This window comes from Vibrio diabolicus, from assembly GCF_011801455.1.
Lineage (GTDB): Bacteria > Pseudomonadota > Gammaproteobacteria > Enterobacterales > Vibrionaceae > Vibrio > Vibrio diabolicus.
The window spans coordinates 1,256,736-1,276,402 of the sequence record NZ_CP042451.1 but is presented as its reverse complement, the minus strand read 5'-3'; the positions used below and the strand labels follow the sequence as shown (position 1 = coordinate 1,276,402).

Genomic DNA, 19,667 nt, shown 5'->3' with positions numbered 1-19,667 from the left:
CGCACCTAACACTCCGTAAAGACAGACTATCGATAACCTCCCCTTATGGGGAGGTTTAAAAGGAATTGAGGCATTATGGCTTACAGTACTTTTAACCAAAAAAAGAATGACCAATTGAAGGAACCAATGTTCCTAGGTCAATCAGTAAACGTTGCACGCTACGACCAACAAAAGTTTGAGATTTTCGAAAAGCTTATCGAGAAACAACTTTCTTTCTTCTGGCGTCCAGAAGAAGTAGACGTATCTAGCGACCGTATCGATTACAACAAACTGCCAGATCACGAGAAGCACATCTTCATCTCTAACTTGAAGTACCAAACACTTCTAGACTCTATCCAAGGTCGTAGCCCTAACGTGGCACTGCTGCCGCTTGTGTCTCTGCCGGAACTAGAGACTTGGATTGAGACTTGGTCTTTCTCTGAAACGATTCACTCTCGTTCTTACACGCACATTATTCGTAACATCGTGAACGACCCTGCTGTGGTATTTGATGATATCGTTGAGAACGAGCACATCCTGAAGCGTGCAAAAGACATCGCGCACTACTACGACGATTTGATTCAAGCGACGAATGATTACCATCGCTACGGTGAAGGTGAGCATGTCCTTAACGGTGAAACAGTTAAGGTTAGTCTGTACGACCTTAAGAAGAAACTGTACATCTGTCTGATGTCTGTGAACGCTCTAGAAGCGATTCGTTTTTACGTAAGTTTCGCATGTTCTTTCGCTTTCGCAGAACGCGAACTAATGGAAGGTAACGCGAAAATCATCAAACTGATTGCACGTGATGAAGCGCTTCACCTGAACGGTACGCAACACATGATCAACCTGCTACGTAACGGTCAGGATGATTTCACTTTCATGCAAATCGCAGAAGAAGCAAAACAAGACTGTTTTGACCTATTCAAAGAAGCGGCTGAGCAAGAAAAAGAGTGGGCAGAGTATCTATTCAAAGATGGCTCTATGATCGGTCTAAACAAAGACATCCTAAGCCAATATGTTGAATACATCACCAACATCCGTATGCAAGCAGTAGGTCTACCTGCAGCTTATCCAGAAGCAACAACCAACCCAATCCCGTGGATTAACGCTTGGTTGTCTTCAGATAACGTTCAAGTTGCACCTCAAGAAGCGGAAATTTCTTCTTACCTTGTGGGTCAAATTGACAATGAAGTTCGCGCAGACGACTTCGAAGGATTCGAGCTGTAATGGCAACACTCAAAATCAACAAACTCATCAGTATTGAATCCAACCCTTCCAATACAATTTTGGAAACAATGGAGCAAGCTGGCTTATTACCAGAATACAACTGTCGTGATGGGCACTGTGGCGCTTGTCGCTGCAAGTTGGAATCTGGTGAAGTGGAGTATGTTGGTTTTGCCATGGCTTACACGCAAAGTGATGAGATATTACCTTGTATCTGTAAAGCAAAATCGGATTTGTCACTCAGTGGCGTTAACTATGCGATGAAAGAAAAGCAGCGCGCATAACGTGACTCGACGGTATAAAACGCAAAAGCCAAGGTGATTACCTTGGCTTTTTTGTATCTACGTGTTTTATCTCTCAGGCTGTTATAGGTCTCTGGTTATAAAGCACTACCTGGGAGATGCATCTCTTTAACTTTCTCTAAAAATGCATAATGTGCAAACATCGGTTTACGTTCTAGGTAACGACGCAACAAGTCTAGTGCTGCCGTGCTGATCACTTTAACTTGATCATTGCGCTGATACTTTTTCGAGAGTTTATATAACGCTCCCCACTCGCCTGACGGTGTCGATAAAGCGACGGAAAAAACACCCTCTTCAATATCGCCAGTGACGAGTGATAAATCCGTCCCACACTTCTCTCGCGTCGCTCCTGCCAGAGCAAACGTTTCTGCTAATGGGTCTCCGCTGTTGCTCATCGCTTGAGTCTGGCTTGGTAGTACCCAACCATGTCCAAGTTGCCTTTCAGCGTTTTCATCACTATTTAACCAATAAGTTAAGTATCCACCACTGCTTTTTTCGGAAACCGACACGGTTAACTCTTTATCCACCAACAGCTGGCCGACATTTTCAACCATAGGTAAATCAATACTAACGGTATTGCTTTCAAGATGCTTATTGATCATCTGTACCAACTTCAAACGCTGTTCAAGCTGGTCAGAAGGGCCAAAGAGTTTCACTTCAATAAAAGGTAAGTAAGAGCGATAACCAAGCTCATACCCTTGAGGAAGTTTTAGCTGATCAAGCTTGTCCGAGATGCCGGATTCGGAAAGGCCAAACGTATAGATTCGACTACAACATGAACCTTGCACCTCTGGAAAAGCTCTTCTCAGATCAGGCAAAATTTGCGTCTCTGCCATAAGCTTAAATTCACTTGGCACACCCGGCGTAAAATAAAAAATGGCATCATTAATCAGCATCTTGAAACCACAGGCCGTGCCTATCGGGTTATCCAGAATCTCAGCCGTTTCTGGTAGCATGGCTTGTTTTAAATTACTGTCTGGCATTGGGATGCCACGTCGAGCATACAAACTTTCTAGATGCTGCAACCACTCTTTGAAAAGCACGAGTTTACACTCAGCAGCTCTCGCTGCGGCGGCCGCACTCATATCATCGGTCGTTGGCCCTAAACCACCATTCACGATCACCACGTCATTGTTGAAGCTCAACATTAAAAACTCTTCAACCAAGCTCGACAGGCTATCACCAACCGTTGAACGCTTTGTTAAGCCAAATCCATGTTGATAAAACAGGCTAGACAACCATGCCGCATTCGTATCAACAATATCACCGTGGAGCACTTCCTCACCGGTACTAAGCATTGCTATTTTCACAACTGACTCCTGAACATAAGCACAATCCTATTATTCGTTATAGTGCTTATTTTTCTTTTTATTTGGACGAATCTCGACGAGATATATTGGGACTAAATAAGGATCAAGTATTTAAATGGTTGATGTTTTGAGGGATAATTGCGAGCCCGATCATCACACCATCAACTCGGAGACCTTTGTGTCAAAATCATCCATGTTCAAGAAAACTCTAACTGGCCTTTGCTTGACTTCGTCAGCGCTTGCGCACGCAAGTCAGTACGATATGACCAGTCATACGGAGTTTTCTTACACACCTGATTGCTTGTCAGGTTACTGCGAAACGACGACTCTGTACACCTTCGAGTCTCAAAATCGCGGTCTTATGTTTGAACAGAATAATGATGATTCATTAAATCTTGATGCAGGGCTTCAGCCTAAACATCTCATTATCCCTCAAGATAAAGACTGGGATTACCTCATGGGTCAAACCTACACCATTCTTGGCCTGAGTATCGCAACCGTTGGTATGATGACTTTCCTTCCAGAAAGCATCACTAAGTGGGACGAAGAAGACCGAGACATGAGTAAGCTGGGTCAAAAATGGAAAGATAATGTCTCTGACGGGCCTGTTTGGGATCGTGATGAACATGTCCTCAACTACATTATGCACCCTTATTTTGGCGGCGTTTACTACACAGCCGCGCGCCACGCTGGCTATAACGAGTTTCAGTCGTTCTTGTACTCCGCAACCATGTCAACGTTCTTTTGGGAGTACGGAGTAGAGGCATTTGCAGAAGTGCCATCTTGGCAGGATATTTTTATCACGCCGTTCTTTGGTGCTGTGGTTGGCGAAATGATGCTCACTGCTGAGCAAGATATTGTAGCAAACGGCGGCGAAGTCATGGGCTCTGAAACCGTCGGTGATGTATCACTCTTCTTCCTAAACCCTGTTGGGCATATCCATTATTGGGTAACCGATGCGTGGGGCGGTAGTGCAGAACTACAATTTAATTCATCACCTTGGTTTGGTAATCAAGACGTCGCAAAATTCGCAATGGACGCAGGCGCCAACTACGACAGCCAATTTTACGGTGTCGAACTAAAAGTAACATTTTAGCCTTGACTTGAGTTGAGTTGAGTTGATACTCAGTAGAAAAGCAGCCTTATGATGGCTGCTTTTTTGTGCCCTAAACATCGTTTTAATTATTTGCTTCACGAATTAGTGTCAAAAATTGACTTTCATCAAACATAACCCTCCCCTAGCACCTACACTAAATAAAAGGATTTATTCCAATAACTTAAGTAGCACGTTTATTCGTACTGCGTCCAAACCTTATTCCAGGAGGGGACATTATGAACACCGTATTTATTGTTAATTTTGTCGGACAAGCGTCACCCGCAACCATCAAAGAACTCGCAGCAATCACTCATGAAAATGGCGGTAAATGGCTGATAAGCAAAGTAAACTTTATCGAAGATCAAGTTGCAGGTGTCATCAAAGTAGAGCTTCCAAGAGAAAATGCCGACATCGTTAAAGAGGCGTTCTCTTCATGTCAAACTCTTGTGGTTAGGTTCGTTGACTCGGATCCTCACTCGCATCGTGAAGACACTATCTTTCAGCTTCGCTTAGATGCCAACGATAGAGCAGGTATTGTGAATGAAATTACTCACGTTCTCGATAATCAAGGCATTTCAATTCTAGATATGGATTGCCAACGCGTATTCATTGCAGGCGGCGGTGGGGTAAGCTCCAGCTTATTCAGCGCAAAAATGGCGATTAAATTGCCTAGCGAGCTAGAGATAGAGGACGTGGCTAATGAGTTAGAATCTCTGAGTGAAGACACTCGTGTAATTGTAGAAAGCTAACTGCACACCTTTAACGCTTCCCCAATAAAAAAGAGCAGCAATTCAGCTGCTCTTTGTCGTTCTAATACTCAATACGTTTTATTTCACCGACCACTGAGATAGTGAACGTTTGAAATCAGAGTAGTCAAATTCATTCAGTTTTTGAATGTCACCATTCGAGCGTTCACAGTAAACCGAAGGCATACGTAGACCGTTAAACCAGTTCAGTTTCACCATGGTGTAACCTGCACTATCTAGAATGTGAAGACGCTGTCCGATCTCGAGAGGCTGTTCGAAGTTCGCCACGCAAAACTGGTCACCAGCTAAACAAGAGCACGATCCAATCACGTATTCATGTTCACCGTTTTCAGATGCTTCAAGAATTGACGCTGGCTCGTTGTAGATAAGCGTATCCAAACGGTGAGCTTCTGTTGCTGAATCGACAATCGCCGTCTTCTTCACGTTCTCCACAATATCAACCACTGTTACAACAAGATCGGTTGTCTTAGTGATGATCGCTTCACCCGGCTCTAGATACATTTGTACGCCGTGTTTCTCTGAGAATGCTTTAAGCGCTAAACCCAACTTCTCGATGTCGTATCCCGGCCATGTGAAGAAAACGCCGCCACCCATGCTTACCCAGTCCAGCTTATCTAGGTACTCACCAAACTGCTCTGAAATAGCATCGAGTAAGCCGATAAACGCATCCACGTCTTTGTTCTCACAGTTCATGTGGAACATTACGCCATCAATACCATCAAAAATTTCCGGTTTGATGTGATCAGCCTGAACACCAAGACGAGAGAATTGACGAGCTGGGTTTGCTAAGTCTTGCCCTGCGTAGCTCACACCTGGGTTTAGTCGTAAGCCAATCGATGCTTTGCCTTCGACAATATGACGATAAGCCGCTAGCTGTGACTGAGAGTTAAAGATCATCTTGTCACAGATGTCCGCCACGTCGCGAACGTCATCTTCGCTGTAACCCACACTGTATGCGTGTGTCTCACCACCGAACGTTTCGTAGCCAAGCTTCACTTCAAACGGGCCAGAACTTGTTGTTCCGTCTAGGTAAGGCTTGATGATGTCGAATACACCCCATGTTGAGAAGCACTTCAGTGCTAATACAAGCTTCACACCAGAGATGTCTTTTAGCTGTTTTGCTTTTTCTAGGTTCTCAATCAGCTTGTCTTCATTAATCATGAAGTATGGCGTTTTTAGTTCGTTTTGTTGCATTTTGATACCTTACGTCCCTTCGCCTTAGCAAAGGCACTATAAAATCGAACAAAGCCGACGCAAGTGCATCGGCTTAAACGTACAAATAAGAGTCGCTAAATTCTTACTTCAATTTATGGATAACAGGTTGTCCTGGCTCCAGTTCTTGAACATGCCAATCTAGACCAATCGATGGCATGGTTTCTAGGAATGGGTCTGGATCTAGCTGCTCCATGTTGAACACGCCTTTGTCTGCCCACTTACCACGGAAAAACTGCAAAGCCGCGGTGATCGCAGGTACGCCAGTGGTGTATGAGATAGCTTGGTGTTCAACATCTTCGTATGCAACTTCGTGATCTGCGTTGTTGTAGATAAATACGCTGCGATCTTTACCGTCTTTCTTACCTTGTACCCAAGTACCGATACACGTTAAGCCTGTGTAACCTGGTGCGAGAGATGTTGGGTCCGGCAGTAGCGCTTTCAATACGTGTAGAGGTTGGACTACCGTGCCGTCGTGCAGCGTTAGTGGATCTGGGCTGAGTAGACCGATGTCACGCATTACATTGAAGTAATTTAGGTAACGGTCACCAAAGCCCATCCAGAATTCGATACGTTTCGCCGGGATGAACTCTTGCATAGATCGAACTTCGTCGTGCGCCATTGAGTACACTTTATGTGAACCACAGTTCGGGAATTCAAACTCAAGCATACGTGAGTGACAAGGTACTTGTTTCCACTCGCCGTTTTCCCAGTAGAAGGAATCACCTTGAATCTCAAGCATGTTCGTTTCTGGATCAAAGTTAGTTGCGAACTTCTTGCCGTGGTCGCCTGCGTTGACATCCATTACGTCGATAGTATCGATTTCATCGAACAGATGCTTCACTGCGTATGCGGCAAACACCGATACTACGCCCGGATCGAAACCGGCACCAAGAATACCTGTGATACCCGCCTCTTCAAACTTCTCACGGTAGCCCCACTGCCAATCGTAAGCTTGAGGTACTTGTTGGCCTTCAGAACACAAATCAACCGCAACAGATGTATCAAGGTATGACACTTTAGCTTGGTAACATGCTTCCATAATAGACATGTTCACCCAAGGAGGACCCGCGTTGATCACTAAGTCAGGCTGCACTTCTTTAATTAAAGCAACTAAAGAATCTACGTCGTCCGCGTTTACCGCACGAGCTTCTAGTTTCTTAGTTGAATCTTTCAGATTGTTTTTCTTCTGAATCGATTCGATGATTTTCTCACACTTACCTACGGTACGTGATGCGATTGTGATATCACCCAGAACGTCGTTGTTTTGTGCTGCTTTATGTGCAACTACCCAGCCAACGCCGCCTGCACCAATCTGTAGAATTGCCATAGTTTTCCGTTACCTTTGTTAAACTAGCTCTGCCGCTAGCGTATTGATTTTTGAGAGCAAAGATTCAAAGTCCGCCGTCGTCAGACACGGGTTCAAAATCGTAAATTTCAATGCAGTTTTACCGTCGACAATGGTTTCACCCAATATCGCGATACCGCGTGTTAACGCTTCTAAGCGCAACGTTTTATTCAGTTCATTAAGATCCGCTGATTCATGTGTCGCGCGGAACAGAACCGTAGATAGCGATGGTTCAGCCAACAACTCAAAGTGTTTGTTATCTCGAATCATGTCCGCAACTTCAAGCGTCTGATCAAGCAAATGATCGTACATATCGCCTAGGGCTTTTGGCCCCACGCTTTGCATCGTCATAAACACTTTTAGCGCATCAAAACGCTTAGTTGTAGCAATAGACTTATCCACCAAGTTCGGTAGTTCGTCGTGCTCGCGGTTCAAATAGTCTGCATGATGAAGCAGGAACTTAAAGTTAGACTTGTCATTCACCAACAGCGCACCACAACTGATGGTTTGGTAAAATAACTTGTGGAAGTCTACGCTGATGGAGTGTGCACGCTCACAACCTTTCAAACGGGCTTTTTGGCTACTTAGAATCAGAGCTCCCCCGTATGCACCGTCGACGTGCATCCACATGTCATGTTTCGCTGCCATATCGGCGATAAAGTCTAGGTCATCAATAGCACCGTGATCCGTAGTACCCGCTGTGCCGACAATTGCAAATGGGATCAAACCTTCTGCTTTTGCCTGATTTAGAACTTCGTCTAACTTAGTGACATCCATCGTTCCATCGGCATTAGCATCGACGGTCATAACCGCTTTTTCACCCAATCCCATCCAAGACGCTGATTTTTGAACCGTGAAGTGGGATTTTTTCGAACACACTATACGCAGCTTGTCTGCGTATTCAGGAAGGCCAAGCTTTTGAATTGAGTGCGCACTGAGTTTGTCAGCAATCCAATCACGCGCAAGCATCAAACCCATTTGATTACTTTGCGTGCCGCCGCTCGTGAAGATACCGTCCGCTTTTTCACCTAACTCGTATTTATCGCATAGCCAGTTCACAACTTTCTGTTCAACATAAGTCGCTGATGAAGCTTGATCCCATGAGTCCATTGACTGGTTCAAAGCCGCAATCATTGCCTCTGCGGCAATAGCAGGCATCAACGGTGGAGTATGAAGGTGAGCAATACAATCTGGATGTTGAGTAAAAATCGCATTTTTTGCGACCAACTCGGCAGCATCATCAATAACCGTTTTGAGAGGCGCATTTTTATTGTCAAGATCAACAGCATGGATCGCTGCTTCCAATGCTTTTGGATCCATACCTGAGTATGGTGCAGCAACCTGTTCAAACACTGATTTCATTGCTGTCGTAGTGTGATTCATCACCGAAGCAAACTCATTGCTGCCCAACTCTCCAGTGTGGATGAAATGCTTCTTCCATTCATCTTGTGGTTGAGTTTCGATGTGACTACCGCCGGCTGCTAAAATCGCGTCTTCAAATACACGTAAAGCAAAGTCGATTTGCTCAAACGAGATGATAAGAGGAGGAAGGAAGCGAATTACTGCACCTTCACGTCCACCTTTCTCAACGATCAAGCCACGCTCAAGTGCTGCGCGTTGAATGGAAAGAGTGAGTTCACTATCCGCTTGAGGTTCGCCAAATTTATTGAGCTCACCGTTTGGATTTTTAATCTCCACACCAAGCATCAAACCTTTGCCACGTACTTCTGCGATACAGTTCACGCGCTTTTGAATGCTTTCAAGACCATAGCGCAAATACTGGCCCGCAATATTGGCATGCTCAACCAGATTGTCACGCTGGATGATTTCTAATGCTTTCGCACCAGAGACCATGGCTAACTGATTGCCACGAAACGTACCTGTGTGTTCGCCCGGCTTCCAAGTATCATGCTGCTTGTTGATAACCAATAGCGACATTGGTAAGCCACCGCCAATAGCTTTTGATAAACACAGGATATCTGGAACAATGCCCGACTCTTCAAATGCGAAATTGTAGCCAGTTTTACCAACACCACACTGGATCTCATCGAAGATCAGTAAGATACCGTGTTCATCACAAATACGACGTAACTCTCGCAGCCAGAATGCTGGCGCAGGAACAACACCACCCTCACCTTGCACTGGCTCAACGATGATCGCAGCAGGCTTCATAATGCCCGATTCATCATCGTTTAAAAGACGATCGATATAGCGAATGCTTGCTTTCGCACCTTCATCACCGCCAAGTCCAAATGGACAACGCAAATTGTATGGGAAAGGCATAAAGTGCACGTCTGACATTAAACCAGTTCGACGCGCTTTCGTACCTAGGTTGCCCATCATGCCCATTGTGCCGTTAGTCATACCATGATATGCGCCACGAAAAGCAAACATGGTGTTGCGGCCAGTAGTCTGCTTCGCGAGCTTGATCGCGGCTTCAACTGCATCGGCTCCAGACGGACCACAAAATTGGATAACGCTGTTCTCACTTAACTCTTGAGGAAGAAAAGATTTAACAGATTGAATAAACGTCGTTTTTGCTGATGTTGCAATATCTAGCGTCTGATATGGCAGACCCGAATCTAATTGCTCTTTCAGCGCTTGGTTTATTTCAGGATGGTTATACCCCAAAGCTAGAGTGCCCGCCCCCGCAAGGCAGTCTAAAAAGATCTGTCCACGTGTATCTTCAACCAAGCAACCGAAGGCTTGTTTGATTGCGATTGGCAAGCGACGTGGATAAGAACGCACTTCAGATTCATGCTCAGCCTGATCAATCAATACTTGATCTGGCGTTAAGTCATACGTTCCCTCGACGATAGGAACCTGAGACGAAAAAATGTTTGCGATATTGCTATCGACTTCAAAGGCAGTGCTCATACTACATAATCCCTTGAATTATAATAATTCTATATCCTGTATTAATAATCATTGGAATGAAGTTACAGGAGGTGTGTATACCCCTCCGTATTTGTCAGTGCAAAATGACAAATACAGATCATCTGCCACGATATTCGTGACTTTATATATAAAAGGGATTAATCAAGGTTCCGTAATGCACCCGTTTTGTAAAACAGGACATTTCGGCAGTATGAAGCTGATTAGTGTGTGTTTATTCAAAGGTTTCAATGTTGGGTTTCCCATTAATATGCCGCTTTTACAGCATTAGTATCCCGTCTATCGACAAAAGGCTTTGCCGATACCTACCCTACGCAGTGTCACAATCAGCTTGAATGGTCACTACGCGTATCCCCCAGAGATCAAACGTTGTTAATTACGCTCCGAGATTGCGCGCGAATTTATCACAAAATAAAATCTTCTGGCAACGATTTTTCATATTAGTAACAGTGACGCAAATCACAACAAAGTTCCCCCTAGTGATATTTGTACATTCATACTCATCTACAACGCTTTTCTTCTTTTCTCAAATACCTGTTATTTAAACAAATATCCTTACAATATCAGCGCCATGAACCAAAACGGTTTATGAACATACCACTCTTTAATCGTAGAACATTATTTTCAGTATCCAAGGCATTTAACAGAGCTAGTATTTACGTTACTGCTCAGCCTAAAGCGATGAGTCTTTATTCACAGAACTTTGATTGACTAAACTTAAACTAGCTGGATGGGTATGGCCATGAAGTGACGTTGCTATGGCTAAAATTAACAAGAAGTTAAGTTAGTAAGCTGAAGGAGCTCAGTGCTTAACGAAATCCATCACAGAGAAGAAATTTAAGATTTGAAGAAATACAAAAAAGGCCCAACATTTTCATGCTGGGCCTTAAATCTGGAGCGACACACGAGGTTCGAACTCGTGACCTCAACCTTGGCAAGGTTGCGCTCTACCAACTGAGCTAGTGTCGCGTTTAATATGAGATGGTGCCCCGGGCCGGACTTGAACCGGCACAACGCGAACGTCGAGGGATTTTAAATCCCTTGTGTCTACCAATTCCACCACCAGGGCACACAAATATTCTTTGTGATGCCTTTACAGAAAAGTAAAACACCATCTGATACCGCTAACGCCATATCAATAAAATTTGGAGCGACACACGAGGTTCGAACTCGTGACCTCAACCTTGGCAAGGTTGCGCTCTACCAACTGAGCTAGTGTCGCATTTATTCTCGAAAGCCATTCACTCTCAAAAGAATAATGGAGGCGCCTCCCGGAGTCGAACCGAGGTCCACGGATTTGCAATCCGCTGCATAGCCACTCTGCCAAGGCGCCTCATCTGTGAATAAAGCTAAGCTTTTTTCACCACCCTACTGAGCTGTGCTCTCTTGGGTACGGGATGCATTCTACGGATTCGAGCGATCGAGTCAACACTATTTTTATTTTTTTAAATCGTTTGACTAGAATTTGTGCGAAAGACGGTAGATTGCTTAGTTTTAATACTAAAAATCGCTTAAATACACTTGTTTATCATAAAACTTTGGCTACGCCTTACACTGATGGCCGTGCGTTACGTGTATTGAAGCGTTAATAATCAGGAGGCTCGCTTCTCTGAGACTCTCCAAGGGCGAAAACAAGACTTAGATCACATATGGAACTCTATCGAAGCAAAAGCCCCAGATACAAATTTCAAGCATGACTGTTAGCAAGCATTGAAAAACGTGAGAAGCAAAGAAATGCTGTAGATTATCTTAGATACAAAAAAGTAGGCTATTAAGCCTGCTTTCTAATATCAGAATTTAATGATGCTCTTCATTCAACAGATCGTCTTTCGCAGCTGCTAAATATTGAATCATTGACCAGTACGTCAAGAAAGTTGCCACATACAATGCTGCAAAGCCTAGCCAAACCATCCATTCATCGTAACGCCATATCAACACCCATAAGGCGAACATTTGCGAAACAGTTTTTACTTTGCCAACCCAAGATACCGCAACACTGGCTCGCTTACCGATTTCAGCCATCCATTCTCGCAATGCTGAGATAATGATTTCTCGCGCGATCATCGTTACCGCAGGAATGGTCACCCAAATTGAATGGTAATGTTCCGTGATTAAAATCAATGCCGTTGCCACTAGCACTTTATCAGCAACAGGATCAATAAACGCACCAAAACGAGAAGTTTGGCCAAGTTTACGGGCCAACATACCGTCAAGCCAGTCAGTAAAACCCGCTACCCAAAACACCATTGCTGCTGCAAACGGTGCCCATGAATAAGGTAGATAAAAGACAACCACAAAAACAGGGATTAGGAACAGTCTAAGAAGAGACAGAATGTTCGGGATATTCAAACGCATTTTATTATTCTCTTACACATTGCGGCTTAATGTTGCGCGATTTTCCTTATTGTTTCAATGCTTGGAAAATAATTTCTGCTAAAGAGTGACTTATTCCCGGTACTTTGGCGATTTCTTCGACACTTGCACGTTTAAGTTCTTGTAACCCACCCATGTACTTGAGTAACGCCTGACGTCGTTTAGGGCCAATTCCCTCAATCCCTTCAAGTGCACTAGTACGTCTGGTTTTACCTCGCTTAGCACGATGCCCCGCTATAGCATGGTTATGGCTTTCATCACGAATATGTTGAATAAGGTGCAGCGCTGGATCATCGCTTGGTAAATGAAACTCGTCCCCATCGACTGTAATCAGCGTTTCTAAACCTGGTTTGCGAGTAACGCCTTTTGCAATACCAATCATGATGGGACGCTTTGGCCAATCCCCCCAGTACTGCGAAATGATGTCATGCGCACGATTTAACTGACCTTTACCACCATCGATAAAGATGATGTCGGGAATTTTCTCTACGTCCAATTGCTTCGAATAACGGCGCTCCAACGCTTGTCCCATTGCAGCGTAATCGTCACCACCGGTAATGCCAGTGATGTTATAGCGACGATACTCCTGCTTAACGGGGCCTTCATTGTTGAACACCACACACGATGCAATCGTACTTTCCCCCATGGTATGGGAGATATCAAAACACTCCATTCGAGCGATAGACTCCAACTTCAATGTTTCGCGAAGCGCATGAAAACGCTGATTAATCGTCATCTTGTGATTGATTTTGGTGGTAATCGCCGTTAGTGCATTCGTGTTCGAAAGCTTGAGATACCTTGCTCGAGAGCCAGTTGGCGAGGTATGGAAATGAACCTTACGACCTGCCACTTCACTTAACGCTTTCTGTATTGGCGCAATATCTTCTGCCAACTCTTGATTCAAAATAATACGAGAAGGAATCGTGCGCGCTTCGTTATGGCTCAAATAGTATTGAGTCAGAAAACTATCGAACACTTCCTGCTGGCTTGTATTTTGTGGGATTTTCGGAAAATGGCTACGGCTACCAAGCACTTTACCTTGGCGTATCATCAGGATATGAATACACGCAATACCATTCTCCTGAGCAAACCCTAGTACATCCATATCATCCATGCTGTCTTCTGAGACGTACTGCTGCTCTTGAACACGTCTAATCGCTTGGATTTGATCGCGAAATTTAGCGGCATCTTCAAAGCGCAATTGCTGACTGGCAACTTCCATTTTCTCGATCAGTTGTTTGAGTACTTGCTGGTCTTTGCCTTGCAAAAACATACGCACAAAGCTAACCAACTCTGCGTATTCTTCATCAGAAATGATGGTATCAACGCATGGCCCTGCACAACGGCCAATTTGGTACATCAAACATGGACGCGTTCGGTTGGAATAGACAGTGTCTTCACACTGGCGCACAGGAAATATCTTTTGCAGCAAATGCAATGTTTCTCTTACTGCACCAGAATCTGGGTAGGGGCCAAAATATTCACCTTTGCGCTTCTTGGCGCCACGGTGGATAGAAAGCCGTGGGTGCTTATGACCGCTAATAAAGATATAAGGGTAAGACTTATCATCTCGCAGCAAAACATTGTATTTCGGTAAATACTGCTTGATGTAGTTATGCTCTAAGATGAGCGCTTCTGTCTCAGTGTGAGTCACTGTGACGTCAATTTTGGCGATATTACTGACAAGCGCGCGAGTTTTCTCACTGTCTACTTTTTTTCGAAAGTAGCTTGAAAGGCGCTTTTTTAGGTCTTTGGCTTTACCTACATAGATGACAACAGCTTCGGCGTTGTACATTCTGTAAACGCCGGGCTGATGAGTTACTGTCTTGAGAAAGGAAGCCGAATCGAAGGGAGGATTCACGCTAAAGGGTCTCGGTGTCCAGCATTCCGTGGCGAATCGCTAAGTGAGTTAACTCAACGTCACCATTAATGTCCAATTTACTAAAGAGTCGGTAGCGATAGCTGTTGACTGTCTTTGGACTTAAATTAAGTTGCTCAGAAATATCCGTTACCTTTTGGCCTTTGGTGATCATAAGCATGATCTGCAATTCACGTTCGGATAAGTCTTTAAAAGGGTTCTCAGAGGCTGGAGAAAATTGACTCAATGCCATCTGCTGCGCAATCTCTGGTGAGATGTAACGCTGCCCACTATTAACTACACGAATCGCATTCACCATTTCATCAGGGCCAGCACCTTTGGTTAAATAACCAGACGCACCTGCCTGCATCACCTTGGTTGGAAACGGGTTTTCTGTATGAACAGTAAGTACGATGATTTTCACATCAGGATTCACGCGAAGAATTTTTTTAGTGGCTTCCAAGCCACCAATTCCTGGCATGTTCATGTCCATTAAAACGACGTCAGCATGATTACTGCGACACCATTTTACTGCATCTTCACCGCTGTCAGCTTCTCCTGCTACGTTCATTCCACGGACGTCTTCAATAATACGTCGTATCCCTGTGCGAACCAGCTCGTGATCATCTACAAGGAAAACATTTATCAAACTTGTATCTCCACACTTTGTATTGGTTCTGCACCCACATAACCATTATTTGTTAAATGTGGATATCAGTATGACTGCCTATATACTAACGTAATCGACAAAAAATTGCTTTCTATGAATATGTGCTGAAACGCAAACTTTAGCAAGAACTTATTCATAAACCACTCTATTATTTTAGAGCGTGATGAGCAGAACCGAAATCTAAGAAAAGACAATTAACAACATTAAGTACAATAAATCAAGTAACTAGGTTTCATATTGCCCAGAGAAACACGCTATAATTTAAAATGACACTGTCCCTCTTGCACCAGAGGCTAACTTGTAATCACTAATTCCAGCAAAAATTTGAACCGTTTTCTTTACTGGTTATTTTTACAGTTCTTAATGTTAAACTAGCGTTCTTCAAGGTTTCTAAGGTTTCTCACATTTGAATATCCAACAAGGCTTTCTGCTTACTCGACAGGCACGAGACATCAAAGGTCAAACTCAAATCGAGCTGTGGCTTTCGACAGAAGAAGGTCCTACTCAGTTAATTATTAATGGTGAGAAGCCAGTATTTTTCATCGCTCAGAAACATTCAGAGCAAGCAAAGACACTCGCACGAGAAAAAAACATATTCGTCGACATCCGCCTGTTGGATCTCAAAACGTTTGAACATACGCCTCTTGCTGCCTGCTATACCAATGTAACCAGAGACGCTCTCGCACTCAAAGACACATTCGCTCAAAAAGGTATCACTACGTATGAAAGTGATATTCGCCTCGCCGATCGCTACCTAATGGAACGTTTTATCAAAGGCAGTATCGAGTTTACAGGCAATGTGACTCGCACCAATGGCTACCAACGCGTCCAGAGCGCAAAATGCCGTGCGGGGCAATATGAGCCGAAGTTAAACGTTGTCTCGTTAGATCTAGAATGCTCTGAGAAAGGCATTCTTTACTCCATCGGATTAGACAGCGTCATGGATTCCCGCGTTATCATGATCGGAGAACCAGAACCTTCGGATACACCGATACAATGGGTCCAGGATGAAAAGGCGCTTCTAGAAGCACTCATCGATTGGTTTAAACAATTCGACCCCGATGTCATTGTCGGTTGGAATGTCATTGATTTTGACTTTCGTCTGTTACACAAACGAGCAGAATGGCACAACATGAAGCTAATGCTTGGCAGAGCAGACCAAGCCAGCTTTTTTAGAAGTTCATCTCAAAGCCAACAAGGGTTTATCTCCATTCCCGGGCGAGTTGTGATGGATGGTATCGATACGCTAAAAACGGCTACTTACCACTTTCGATCTTGGTCATTAGAGTCTGTATCTCAAGAACTCTTGGGGGAAGGAAAAGAAATCCACAACGTTCATGACCGTATGGATGAGATCAATCGTATGTACCGCTCCGACAAACCATCGCTGGCTAAATATAACTTACAAGACTGCGTGTTGGTGAACAAGATTTTCAATCACACTCACCTGCTCGACTTTGCAATTGAACGCTCTCGCCTCACTGGTGTAGAACTGGATCGTGTAGGCGGTTCGGTTGCAGCATTCACAAACCTATACATGCCTCAGATACACCGAGCAGGCTACGTTGCCCCAAACCTACACCCTGAAAATTGGATTGCGAGCCCCGGCGGTTACGTGATGGACTCCATCCCTAACCTATATGATTCTGTTTTAGTATTGGATTTTAAGAGTCTATACCCATCGATTATTCGCTCTTTCTTGATTGATCCTATGGGTTTGGTTGAGGGGTTATTACTCGATATTGGTAAAGAAGATGATCAGGCAGTACCTGGCTTTCGCGGTGGTCAGTTCCATCGTACGAAACACTTTTTGCCAGAAATGATTGAAAAGCTTTGGGCGGCACGTGATGTCGCGAAAAAGAACAATGAAAAAGCTTTTTCTCAGGCAATCAAAATCATCATGAACTCCTTTTATGGCGTACTGGGCTCATCGGGATGTCGTTTCTTTGATACTCGATTAGCTTCTAGTATTACCATGCGCGGACATGAGATCATGAAGCAAACTAAAGTGCTGATTGAGGAACAAGGCTATCAAGTGATTTACGGCGATACGGATTCCACATTTGTGTCGTTGAATCGACCATACAGTCAAGTAGAAGCCGACGCTGTTGGAAATCAATTAGTTGATTACATCAACTCTTGGTGGCAAGAACATCTGCGCTCTGAGTACAACCTAACATCTATGTTGGAAATTGAATATGAAACCCACTATCGCAGATTCCTTATGCCAACGATTCGTGGCGCAGAAACTGGCTCGAAAAAGCGCTATGCGGGTTTAATCGGTGAAGGAGAGCAAGAGCGGATTGTATTTAAAGGGTTAGAAAGCGCCCGTACTGACTGGACCTCATTAGCACAGAAATTTCAAAATACACTCTATAGCATGATTTTCCATGGTGAAGACCCAAGCGACTATGTCCGAGAGATGGTTGAGAAAACTAACAACGGTGAATTTGATGAACAGTTAGTGTATCAAAAGCGACTGCGCAGAAAACTGCATGAGTATCAGAAGAATGTCCCGCCACAAGTGCGTGCAGCTCGTTTAGCGGATGAGATAAATGCCAAGCTTGGACGCCCATTACAGTATCAAAACAAAGGACGAATTGAATACATTATAACCGTGAACGGTCCTGAACCTTATGAGTACCTCAATAGCCCGATTGATTATCAACATTACATTGATAAACAACTCAAACCCGTTGCAGATGCGATTCTCCCTTTCATTGGGACGGATTTTGACAGGCTTTCAGCACCTCAAATGGGGTTGTTTTAACCGATACGAAACTCTGTTTTCTGGTACTGTTTGACTAACCAATCACCAAACGCATCAATTAGCCCGATAACAGAACGCTTGGGAATACCCCGGCCAGAAAGTAAAATTTCTAGCCGCTCGATCTCAAGCTGCTTTTCAGGATGATAAGTTAAGAATACCTTGCCACATTGTATAGGGTCATCAAACCAACGTTTATCTCGATACATCACCAAAGAGTATGACGCCCTTAGTAGCTTTTTAGCAATCACGCGTTGAGCGACCACCTGCTCTTCTATCGTCTTCGCTTGGACGATTTTTTTGCGATACACAGTAATCCAATCTTCCACATCCATATTCCAGTGCTTAGCAATTTCCCAACTTGGAACGTAATCACCAAAACAGTCTGCCAGATCATCACCATAGACACAGACACAGCAATGCTTAAGCATAAAGCCCCAAGTGAAAATGCTATCTAAGTTAGCCACTTCACTCACTAACGCTGTGCGGACCGATACGCCACTAACTTGAGGATGACTTTGCTGCGCGCGCCACTTAATCGTGTTGAGTAAAGTCGCGCGATTGTGCTCAAAGGATGATTGAGTAACGACAACCAGGTCTAAGTTCGACCTCCCAGCGACCGCTGTTTTGCGAGCGACGCTACCATACACATAAACGCTGTGTAAGTTTTGCCCCAGTCCACCTTTGAGACAAGCGGTGACTTCTCTAATTAAAGGCGCAAACTCTGGTTGAAATGGTTGTTTAGGATCGATAACAGGCAGAGACATGACTTAAAACGTGATCTCAGATGGTTCAAGAAGTTGAGCTATATGTTCTCTTAGCCGACTCACTGAATCAAGTCCATTCAGGTGTTTAGTCATGGGAGTAACAACAAATTTCTGCAATGAATTTTAATGCTAGGCGGCTAACTTAGCGCTATAATCACCGAGTTTTGCTTAATAAGTATGAATAGGAATATACAATGCCAAAGGCAAGTGAAATCAAAAAAGGCTTCGCAATCGAGTCTAATGGTAAAACTCTTCTAGTTAAAGACATCGAAGTAACGACTCCTGGCGGTCGTGGCGGCGCTAAAATCTACAAAATGCGTTGTACAGATCTAAACACGGGCGCACGTGTAGATGAGCGTTACAAGTCTGATGACGTTGTTGAAACGGTAGAAATGAACAAACGTGCAGTTGTGTACTCATACGCTGACGGCGATGAGCACATCTTCATGGATAACGAAGACTACTCACAATACACATTCAAGCACAATGAAGTTGAAGACGACATGCTGTTCATCAACGAAGATACACAAGGTATCCACATTATCCTTGTTAACGGTGCTGCTGTGGGTATTGAACTACCATCTTCTGTTGAGCTAGTGATTGAAGAAACTGACCCTTCAATCAAAGGTGCTTCTGCATCTGCTCGTACTAAACCAGCACGCTTCGCTTCAGGTCTTGTCATCCAGGTTCCTGAGTACATTGCAACTGGTGACCGTGTTATCATTAACACAGCTGAACGTAAATACATGAGCCGAGCATAAGCATGTCTGATTTGATTTCTTACGACGACGTCATCGACGCAGCGTACGACATTTTCCTTGAAATGGCTCCAGATAATCTAGAGCCTGCTGACGTGATTCTGTTTACTGCGCAATTTGAAGATCGTGGTGCCGCAGAACTTGTTGAAACTGGCGATGACTGGGTTGAACATGTTGGCTTCGAGATCGACAAAGAAGTATATGCAGAGGTTCGTATCGGCCTAGTAAATGAGGAAAATGACGTTCTTGATGACGTATTTGCTCGTATGCTAATCAGCCGAGACCCTGAACATAAGTTCTGCCATATGCTTTGGAAACGCGATTAACGTTTCTTCATC

The 19,667-nt window shown here is 44.1% G+C and carries 15 protein-coding genes and 4 tRNA genes; 7 read left to right on the top strand and 12 right to left on the bottom strand.

Annotation, left to right across the window (positions count from 1 at the left end):
- The first annotated feature begins 75 nt into the window (after positions 1–75).
- Both nrdB and yfaE read left to right on the top strand, forming a co-directional pair.
- On the top strand, positions 76–1,209 hold the full coding sequence (gene nrdB, locus FR741_RS05960) for a class Ia ribonucleoside-diphosphate reductase subunit beta (protein WP_005376818.1): 1,134 nt from the start codon (positions 76–78) through the stop codon (positions 1,207–1,209).
- Positions 1,209–1,490, top strand: a complete 282-nt coding sequence (gene yfaE, locus FR741_RS05955; RefSeq protein ID WP_005376817.1) for a class I ribonucleotide reductase maintenance protein YfaE — start codon at positions 1,209–1,211, stop codon at positions 1,488–1,490. The genes nrdB and yfaE overlap by 1 nt, the downstream gene beginning before the upstream one ends.
- A gap of 95 nt (positions 1,491–1,585) precedes the next feature.
- Here yfaE and FR741_RS05950 read toward each other — a convergent pair whose 3' ends face one another.
- Positions 1,586–2,818 (bottom strand): CinA family nicotinamide mononucleotide deamidase-related protein, encoded by a 1,233-nt coding sequence (locus FR741_RS05950; protein WP_005394791.1) that lies wholly within the window; start codon positions 2,816–2,818, stop codon positions 1,586–1,588.
- 193 nt (positions 2,819–3,011) lie between these two features.
- On the opposite strand from FR741_RS05950, the gene FR741_RS05945 reads away from it, so the two are divergent.
- Positions 3,012–3,914, top strand: a complete 903-nt coding sequence (locus FR741_RS05945; RefSeq protein WP_031780425.1) for a DUF3943 domain-containing protein — start codon at positions 3,012–3,014, stop codon at positions 3,912–3,914.
- 236 nt (positions 3,915–4,150) lie between these two features.
- Positions 4,151–4,663 carry a glycine cleavage system protein R gene (locus FR741_RS05940; protein WP_005394795.1) on the top strand — a complete coding sequence of 171 codons (513 nt, stop codon included), beginning with the start codon at positions 4,151–4,153 and terminating at the stop codon, positions 4,661–4,663.
- 78 nt (positions 4,664–4,741) lie between these two features.
- On the opposite strand, the gene nspC is transcribed toward FR741_RS05940, so the two are convergent.
- The 10 genes from nspC to uvrY form a co-directional block, all read right to left on the bottom strand.
- Complete coding sequence (nspC, locus tag FR741_RS05935; RefSeq protein ID WP_005394797.1) at positions 4,742–5,875, bottom strand: carboxynorspermidine decarboxylase; 1,134 nt, start codon at positions 5,873–5,875, stop codon at positions 4,742–4,744.
- A gap of 103 nt (positions 5,876–5,978) precedes the next feature.
- Positions 5,979–7,223: a carboxynorspermidine synthase gene (locus FR741_RS05930; RefSeq protein ID WP_005394799.1), complete on the bottom strand. Its 1,245-nt coding sequence runs from the start codon at positions 7,221–7,223 to the stop codon at positions 5,979–5,981.
- Between the two features lie 18 nt (positions 7,224–7,241).
- Positions 7,242–10,118 carry a pyridoxal phosphate-dependent class III aminotransferase gene (locus FR741_RS05925; RefSeq protein WP_167426418.1) on the bottom strand — a complete coding sequence of 959 codons (2,877 nt, stop codon included), beginning with the start codon at positions 10,116–10,118 and terminating at the stop codon, positions 7,242–7,244.
- Between the two features lie 911 nt (positions 10,119–11,029).
- Positions 11,030–11,105: transfer RNA gene (locus FR741_RS05920), tRNA-Gly, on the bottom strand.
- A 13-nt stretch (positions 11,106–11,118) separates the two neighbouring features.
- Positions 11,119–11,205, bottom strand: a tRNA-Leu gene (locus FR741_RS05915).
- A gap of 77 nt (positions 11,206–11,282) precedes the next feature.
- Positions 11,283–11,358, bottom strand: a tRNA-Gly gene (locus tag FR741_RS05910).
- Between the two features lie 37 nt (positions 11,359–11,395).
- Positions 11,396–11,469 (bottom strand) — tRNA-Cys (locus FR741_RS05905).
- A 464-nt stretch (positions 11,470–11,933) separates the two neighbouring features.
- Positions 11,934–12,491: a CDP-diacylglycerol--glycerol-3-phosphate 3-phosphatidyltransferase gene (gene pgsA, locus FR741_RS05900; protein ID WP_005394805.1), complete on the bottom strand. Its 558-nt coding sequence runs from the start codon at positions 12,489–12,491 to the stop codon at positions 11,934–11,936.
- A 46-nt stretch (positions 12,492–12,537) separates the two neighbouring features.
- Positions 12,538–14,370 carry an excinuclease ABC subunit UvrC gene (uvrC, locus tag FR741_RS05895; RefSeq protein ID WP_080936710.1) on the bottom strand — a complete coding sequence of 611 codons (1,833 nt, stop codon included), beginning with the start codon at positions 14,368–14,370 and terminating at the stop codon, positions 12,538–12,540.
- Position 14,371: 1 nt separating this feature from the next.
- On the bottom strand, positions 14,372–15,016 hold the full coding sequence (gene uvrY / locus FR741_RS05890; RefSeq protein WP_005386783.1) for a UvrY/SirA/GacA family response regulator transcription factor: 645 nt from the start codon (positions 15,014–15,016) through the stop codon (positions 14,372–14,374).
- Positions 15,017–15,443: 427 nt separating this feature from the next.
- Between uvrY and FR741_RS05885 the strand changes: the two genes are divergently transcribed.
- Positions 15,444–17,807, top strand: coding sequence for a DNA polymerase II (locus FR741_RS05885; protein ID WP_167426417.1), 2,364 nt, complete (start codon positions 15,444–15,446; stop codon positions 17,805–17,807).
- Here the strand turns inward: FR741_RS05885 and FR741_RS05880 are convergent.
- On the bottom strand, positions 17,804–18,571 hold the full coding sequence (locus FR741_RS05880) for a nucleotidyltransferase family protein (protein ID WP_074191536.1): 768 nt from the start codon (positions 18,569–18,571) through the stop codon (positions 17,804–17,806). The genes FR741_RS05885 and FR741_RS05880 overlap by 4 nt on opposite strands.
- A gap of 194 nt (positions 18,572–18,765) precedes the next feature.
- Here FR741_RS05880 and efpL point away from each other — a divergent pair, with 194 nt between their 5' ends.
- The gene (gene efpL / locus FR741_RS05875; RefSeq protein WP_005376801.1) at positions 18,766–19,332 is read left to right on the top strand and encodes an elongation factor P-like protein EfpL; all 567 of its coding nucleotides are present in this window, start codon (positions 18,766–18,768) and stop codon (positions 19,330–19,332) included.
- Between the two features lie 2 nt (positions 19,333–19,334).
- Positions 19,335–19,655 (top strand): HI1450 family dsDNA-mimic protein, encoded by a 321-nt coding sequence (locus FR741_RS05870; protein ID WP_005376800.1) that lies wholly within the window; start codon positions 19,335–19,337, stop codon positions 19,653–19,655.
- Positions 19,656–19,667 lie beyond the last annotated feature (12 nt).